Annotated in this window: 8 protein-coding genes; 5 read left to right on the forward strand and 3 right to left on the reverse strand. The window is 71.6% G+C overall.

Annotated features, from left to right (window positions below; translation table 11 throughout):
* Positions 1-2 precede the first annotated feature (2 nt).
* Together L615_RS09955 and L615_RS09960 are read right to left on the reverse strand one after the other, a co-directional pair.
* Positions 3-809 (reverse strand): flagellin, encoded by an 807-nt coding sequence (locus tag L615_RS09955; RefSeq protein WP_028657264.1) that lies wholly within the window; start codon positions 807-809, stop codon positions 3-5.
* Between the two features lie 136 nt (positions 810-945).
* The gene (locus L615_RS09960; protein WP_036519442.1) at positions 946-1,791 is read right to left on the reverse strand and encodes a sigma-70 family RNA polymerase sigma factor; all 846 of its coding nucleotides are present in this window, start codon (positions 1,789-1,791) and stop codon (positions 946-948) included.
* A 227-nt stretch (positions 1,792-2,018) separates the two neighbouring features.
* Here L615_RS09960 and L615_RS09965 point away from each other — a divergent pair, with 227 nt between their 5' ends.
* The 5 genes from L615_RS09965 to csrA are packed head-to-tail and all read left to right on the forward strand — an operon-like array spanning position 2,019 to position 5,477.
* On the forward strand, positions 2,019-2,498 hold the full coding sequence (locus L615_RS09965; RefSeq protein ID WP_028657273.1) for a flagellar protein FlgN: 480 nt from the start codon (positions 2,019-2,021) through the stop codon (positions 2,496-2,498).
* Positions 2,498-3,901: a flagellar hook-associated protein FlgK gene (flgK, locus tag L615_RS09970; protein WP_145724964.1), complete on the forward strand. Its 1,404-nt coding sequence runs from the start codon at positions 2,498-2,500 to the stop codon at positions 3,899-3,901. Before L615_RS09965 ends, flgK begins: the two co-directional genes overlap by 1 nt.
* Before the next feature lie 6 nt (positions 3,902-3,907).
* Complete coding sequence (gene flgL, locus L615_RS09975) at positions 3,908-4,798, forward strand: flagellar hook-associated protein FlgL (RefSeq protein WP_145724965.1); 891 nt, start codon at positions 3,908-3,910, stop codon at positions 4,796-4,798.
* Positions 4,799-4,824: 26 nt separating this feature from the next.
* Positions 4,825-5,214 (forward strand): flagellar assembly protein FliW, encoded by a 390-nt coding sequence (gene fliW, locus L615_RS09980; RefSeq protein WP_261376625.1) that lies wholly within the window; start codon positions 4,825-4,827, stop codon positions 5,212-5,214.
* A gap of 17 nt (positions 5,215-5,231) precedes the next feature.
* Positions 5,232-5,477, forward strand: a complete 246-nt coding sequence (gene csrA / locus L615_RS24730) for a carbon storage regulator CsrA (protein WP_028657277.1) — start codon at positions 5,232-5,234, stop codon at positions 5,475-5,477.
* Between the two features lie 375 nt (positions 5,478-5,852).
* On the opposite strand, the gene L615_RS23235 is transcribed toward csrA, so the two are convergent.
* Positions 5,853-6,053: hypothetical protein (locus L615_RS23235; protein ID WP_222430515.1), on the reverse strand; the 201-nt coding region annotated here is incomplete at its 5' end.

Here is a 6,053-nt window from a genome sequence, read left to right on the forward strand (position 1 = left end):
GATCAGCCGCGGAGCAGCTGCAGCACGCCGTTGGGCGCCGAGTTCGCCTGGGCGAGCATCGCGGTGCCGGCCTGCGACAGGATCTGCGAACGGGTGAGGTTCATCATCTCCTGGGCCATGTCGGTGTCGCGGATGCGCGACTCCGAGGCGGACAGGTTCTCGATCGCCACGTTCACGTTGTTGATCGTGTGCTCGAACCGGTTCTGGATCGCGCCGAGCTCGGCACGCTGGGCGGAGACCTCGTTGATCGCGGCCTGCAGCGTGTTGCTGTCGTCGATGTCGATCGCGGCCATCGCGGTGCCGGCGGTGAAGTCGGCGAGTGCGGTGGCGGAGATGTCGATCGTGTCGCCCGAGTCGTAGCCGGTCTGGAAGGTCAGCGCGGTGTCGGCGAACAGGGCGACACCGTTGAACTTGGTGTTGTCCTTGATCCGGGTGATCTCGGTCTCGAGCTGCGTGAACTCGTCGACCAGGGCCTGCTCGGCGTCCGAGCCGGTCTCGACCGTGCCGCTCGCCTTCTGGACCGCGAGGTCGTTCATGCGCTGCAGCATGGAGTGGACCTCGGTGAGCGCACCCTCAGCGGTCTGCGCGACCGAGACGCCGTCCTGGGCGTTGCGGACGGCGACCTTGAGGCCACCGACCTGCGCGCGGAGGCCCTCGGAGATGGCCAGGCCCGCGGCGTCGTCCGCGGCCCGGTTGATCCGGAAGCCCGACGACAGCTTCTCCATCGACTTCGAGAGCTGGTTCTGCGTCACCGACAGGTTGCGGTACGCGTTGGTCGCCTCGATGTTCTGGTTGATGCGAAGACCCATGATGTTTCCCTCCTGGAATCAGGTCATTTGTTCTTCCGGGTGACCGTCCGTGGTCTCCCGTCGCGGTGAGGATCGGTCCCGCCACCGCTGGCTTGAGGGGTTTTCCCGAACTCTTTGCCGACAGCCCGCGCCCGGCTCAGCCGACCGCGTCGAGCGGGGTGGCGACCCCGCGGCGCATCCCGTCGGCGTGCCGGGCGGCGACGGCGGCGAAGTACGCCTCCCGGCGCCGCTGGGCCACGCCGCCCGCCTTGCCGACGGAGCGGACGAGCGACGGCTCCAGGGCGTGGTTGAGGGCGTCGCGCAGCAGGGTGAGCGCCTCGGCGCGCATCTGCGAGATGCGGGAGTCGGTGACGCCGAGCTCGGCGGCGATGTCGGCCATCGGGCGCTCGGCGAAGAAGTAGTCCTTCACGACGACCCGGAGCCGCTCGGGCAGCTCCTCGATCGCCTCGCGCAGGTAGGTGAGGCGCTCGGCGTGCTCGAGCAGGTCCTCCGGCGAGGGCGCCCGGGTGGGGACGAGCTCCTCGATCGGGGTGATGGTCGAGCCCTGCAGGGACAGCACCTGGGCGCGGGAGACGTCGTCGTCGTTCGCGACGACCTCCTCCGGCGTGAGGCCGGCAGCGCGGGCGACCTCCTCGACGGAGGGGGTGCGGCCGAGCACGTTCGCCAGCTGGCTGCGGGTCTCGGCGAGGTCGCGGGCCCGGCGGCGCACCGACCGGGACGCCCAGTCGACCGAGCGCAGCTCGTCGAGCAGGGCGCCGCGGATCCGGGTGGCGGCGTACCGGTCGAACGGCACGCCCCGCTCGGCGTCGTAGGCCCGGGCGGCGAGGACCAGCGCGGTCAGGCCCGCCGAGGTGAGGTCGTCGCGGCTGACGTGCGACGGCACCCGACCCATCGTCTCGCGGACGATGTGGCCGACAAGAGGCATGTGGGTGGTGATCAGCTCATCCGTCTCGGCAGCGACGGCGCCCTGGTTCTCGTTCACGTGCCTGACATTCCGGCACGCGTTCGGCGTGTCGCAGGCGAATTGCAGCCGTCTGACCGCTCGGTGTGCAGATACGGGACCGAGGTCCCGGTTTCACCTGACCCCTCCGGGAGAGGGTCCGTCGGGTCGAACGGCCGAAACCGCTCAGGTCCCCCGTCACCCGAACGATGGAGGCACCAGTTCCCCGCAAATCTCGGGGCGGACGCAGAGAGACCGGAGCAAGAGAGATGGACAGGCTGTCGCAGATCCTGTGGCGCGAGCGCGAGCTCCTCGAGACGCTCGCCTACAAGCTCGAGGTCGAGCGCATGGTGCTCGCCTCCGGCAAGACCCGGTGGCTGGTCAACGTCACGCGCGAGATCGAGGCCGTCCTCGACGACCTGCGTGCCACCGAGGTGCTGCGCGCCACCGCGGCCGACGAGGCCGCCGAGTCCCTCGGCCTGACCCCGAACCCGTCGCTCGGCGCGCTCGTCGAGGCCGCTCCCGAGCCGTGGTCCGGCATCCTGCGCGACCACCGCGACGCGATGGTGGCCCTGGCCCGCGAGATCGCCGAGACGTCCGAGGACGCCAAGGGCCTGATCACCGCCGGCTACCGCTCCGCCCGCGAGACCCTGCTCGCCATCGGCGGTACGACGACCGCGAGCTACACCCCGTCGGGTGACGCCGTGCTCTCCCCGGCCTCCGCGCGGCTCGTGGACCGGAGCCTCTGATGGCCGGCTCGTTCGGGTCGATCAGCTCGGCGCTGTCGGCCCTGCGCTACCAGCAGGTCGCCCTCGACGTCGCCGGCAGCAACATCTCCAACGCCACCACGGACGGCTACGTCCGCCGCCGGGTCGTCGGCGAGGCCGTCAGCACCAACGTGCCGGCGATGTGGTCCCGCTCGGACAGCCACGGGAACGGCGTCGCGGTGGGGGAGGTCCGCCGCATGGTCGACCCGCTGCTCGACACCCGCGTCCGCCGTGAGCACGGCGCGCTCAGCTACCTCCAGACCCAGCAGACCATCCTCGCCCGGGTCGAGGAGGGCATCGGCGAGCCCGGCGACAACGGCGTCTACGCCGCGCTGCTCGCCTTCCGCAGCTCCTGGCAGGACCTGTCGACCAACCCCGGCGGTGACGCGGCGCGCCAGCAGGTCATCGGCAGCGCCGAGACCCTCGCCCAGGCGCTCCGGATCCAGGTCTCCAACGTGGCCGGCGAGGAGGCCGACCAGCGCGTCCACCTCCTCAACGTCGTCGACGAGGTCAACACGGCCGCGGCCGGCCTGGCCGAGCTCAACCACAACATCCTCGTGACCGAGCAGAACGGCACCGACGCCGGCACCCTGCGCGACCAGCGCGACCAGCTCGCGCTGCGCCTGGCCGAGCTCGCCGGCGCGGTCACCACCGTCCGGGCGGACGGTCAGTTCGACGTCACCATCGGCGGCGAGACCCTGGTCTCCGGTCGCGAGGCCGGCAGCCTCGCGGTCGCGACCGGGGTCACCCCGACCGGCGGCACCGACGGCGCCCCGATCTCGTTCCGGGTGGACGCCAGCTGGGGGAGCACGGTGCTCCCGAGCGGCACGGCCGGCCCCGGAGGCGCCCTGGGTGGCATCACGAACGTGCTCACGAACACGCTGCCGTCGTACCGGGCGGGGCTGGACGCCGTCGCCGCAGACCTGGCCTCCGCGATCAACGCTCAGCACGCGCTCGGGTACGACGCCGCCGGGACCCCCGGCGGGCCGTTCTTCTCCTTCGACCCGTCCGTCGGCGCGGCCAGCCTGCAGGTCGCGATCACCGACCCGGCCCTCGTGGCCGCGTCCTCGATCCCCGGTGGGGGCCGCGACGGCGCCAACGCCGACGCGCTGAGCCGGGCCGGCGACGCCGTCGACTCCTACCAGCGCCTGGTCAACGGCTTCGGCACCCAGGTCGCCTCGCTCGGCCGGCAGGCCGCGAACCAGACCGCCCTGACCCGCTCGCTCGACGGCGCGTGGGAGCAGCAGGCGGGCGTCAACCTCGACGAGGAGACCGTCAACATGGTCCAGGCCCAGCGGGCCTACGAGGCCGCGGCGCGGCTGCTGACCACGCTCGACGAGGTCCTCGACACCCTGATCAACCGCACCGGACTGGTGGGGAGGTAGTAGCCGATGAGCATCGGACGCGTCACCCAGCGCATGCTGACCGAGGGTTCCCTCTACAACCTGCAGAACGGCCTCGGCCGGCTGGCGAAGATCCAGGAGCACCTCTCCACCGGACGGGTCATCAACCGGCCCTCCGACAACCCGACCGGGACCACCTCGTCGATGCGGCTGCGCAGCTCCATCGCCGACCAGGCGCAGTACGCCCGCAACGCCCAGGACGGCCTCGGCTGGCTCACCCAGGTCGACTCGACGCTCGACTCCGTCACCAACACCGTCAAGCGAGCCCGCGACCTCGCCCTCCAGGGCGCGAACGGCGCCTCCGCCGGCAGCGTGACCCGCGACGCGATCGCGACCGAGGTCGACGGCCTGCGCGACGAGCTGCTGGCCCGCGCCAACGCGACCTACCTCGACAGCCCGGTCTTCGGCGGCGTGACCGCCGGCTCCCGCGCGTACGACGACGCCGGCAACTACGTCGGCACCCTCGGCGACGTCAACCGGCGGGTCGCCGACGGCGTGGTCGTGAAGGTCGACGTCAACGGCCCCGACGTGTTCGGCGACGGGCCGTCGTCGGTCTTCGCCGAGCTCGAGGCGCTCTCCACCGCCCTGCGGGCCGGCGACCAGGCCGGCATCAGCGCCGCCATCGACACGCTCAACGCGCGCATCGACACGGTCACCAGCGCCCGGACCGCCGCCGGCACCCGTTTCCAGCGGCTCGAGCAGGCCGACCAGCTCGCCACCGACGCCGGGATCTCCCTGCGCACCCAGCTGTCGACCATCGAGAGCGCCGACCTCGCGAAGACCACCGTGGAGCTCAAGCTCCAGGAGGTCGCCTACCAGGCCTCGCTCGCCGCGACGTCCCGTGTCATGCAGCCGAGCCTCCTGGACTTCCTGCGGTGACCACCGGTGTTGCGACAATGACTCGCATGGACATCCCCGTCATCGAGCTCGCGCACCCCATGCCCGGCTTCCCCGACGACGCCCGGTTCGCCCTGGTGCGCCTCGACGAGGACGGCGTGCTCCTCGGTTTCCGCTCGCTCGACAGCGACGACCTGCAGTTCGTCGTCGTCCCCCCGGCGCCGTTCTTCCCCGACTACGCCCCGGTCATCGGCGACGACGTCGTCACCGAGCTCGGCATCGAGCCGGAGGGCGCCGGTGACGTGCTCGTCCTGCTCGTCGTCCGCGCCGGCGGCTCGCTGGCCGACACCACGGTCAACCTGCGCGCCCCGCTCGTGGTCAACCCGGCCACCCGCCGCGCCAGCCAGGTCATCCTCGACGACCAGGACCTGCCACTCGCTGCCCCGCTGGTCGCCTGACCCGCTAGCCTCCTGTTGTGCTGGTTCTCTCCCGACGCGTGGGCGAAAGCGTGGTCATCGGCGACGGCAGTCCCGACGCCGTGACCGTGACGGTGCTCGAGGTCCGCGGTGACGTCGTCCGGATCGGCATCGACGCGCCCCGCTCCGTCGCCGTCCACCGTGCCGAGCTCCTCGCCGAGCTCGCCGACGCCAACGCCGAGGCCGCCTCCCCGCCCGCCGACGCCGTCGCCTCGCTGACCGAGGCGTTGAAGGGGCGGAAGTAGGTTCGTCGCCGGTCTCGCCGGGTTGCGGTTGCGCAGGCGGCACAGCTCCGAAAGGGCGGCGACGAGGGAGTACGGCAGGTGGCTGGGTCCGCCCGTCGACCTGCGGCTGCGTAGGCGTCGGTCTTGGTCTCGGCCGGCTGCGGTTGCGTAGTCGGCACAGTCCCGAAAGGGCAGCGACGAGGAGGCTGGGTGGGTGGTCGGGTCCGGCGGTCGGCTGCGGTCGCGTAGGCGGAGTGGCTAGCTCCCGGTGGTTGAGGTGCGACGAGCGCTAGCGAGGAGCCTCGAAACCACCGGGCCTCGAAGGCGGTCTGTGGATGGAGATTTCCCAGTCCACAGGCGGGTTTCCGGCCGACCTTTGTGATGCTCCTATTCCTGTCAAGCGGCTTGGAGCCATGTTCGGTAGCGCTGGGTGAAGTCGCGGTCGAACGCGACGCCGCGCTCGATGCGGCTGACGTGGGCCTGGCAGGTCCCGAGCGCTTCGACCACCACCCGCAGGGGCAAGTTCTTCTCGCGCCGCACCCGGCGCAGGTCCTCGATGTCTGCCAGGGCTGTGGGCGCTTGCAGAAGCTTGAAGAC

This window comes from Nocardioides sp. J9 (assembly GCF_007829375.1).
Lineage (GTDB): Bacteria > Actinomycetota > Actinomycetes > Propionibacteriales > Nocardioidaceae > Nocardioides.

Excerpts from the sequence above, each read along its gene's own strand:
- L615_RS09955 (WP_028657264.1), bottom strand. The coding sequence starts at position 809 with ATGGGTCTTCGCATCAACCAGAACATCGAGGCGACCAACGCGTACCGC.
- L615_RS09965 (WP_028657273.1), top strand. The coding sequence starts at position 2,019 with ATGGACAGGCTGTCGCAGATCCTGTGGCGCGAGCGCGAGCTCCTCGAG.
- flgK (WP_145724964.1), top strand. The coding sequence starts at position 2,498 with ATGGCCGGCTCGTTCGGGTCGATCAGCTCGGCGCTGTCGGCCCTGCGC.
- flgL (WP_145724965.1), top strand. The coding sequence starts at position 3,908 with ATGAGCATCGGACGCGTCACCCAGCGCATGCTGACCGAGGGTTCCCTC.
- fliW (WP_261376625.1), top strand. The coding sequence starts at position 4,825 with ATGGACATCCCCGTCATCGAGCTCGCGCACCCCATGCCCGGCTTCCCC.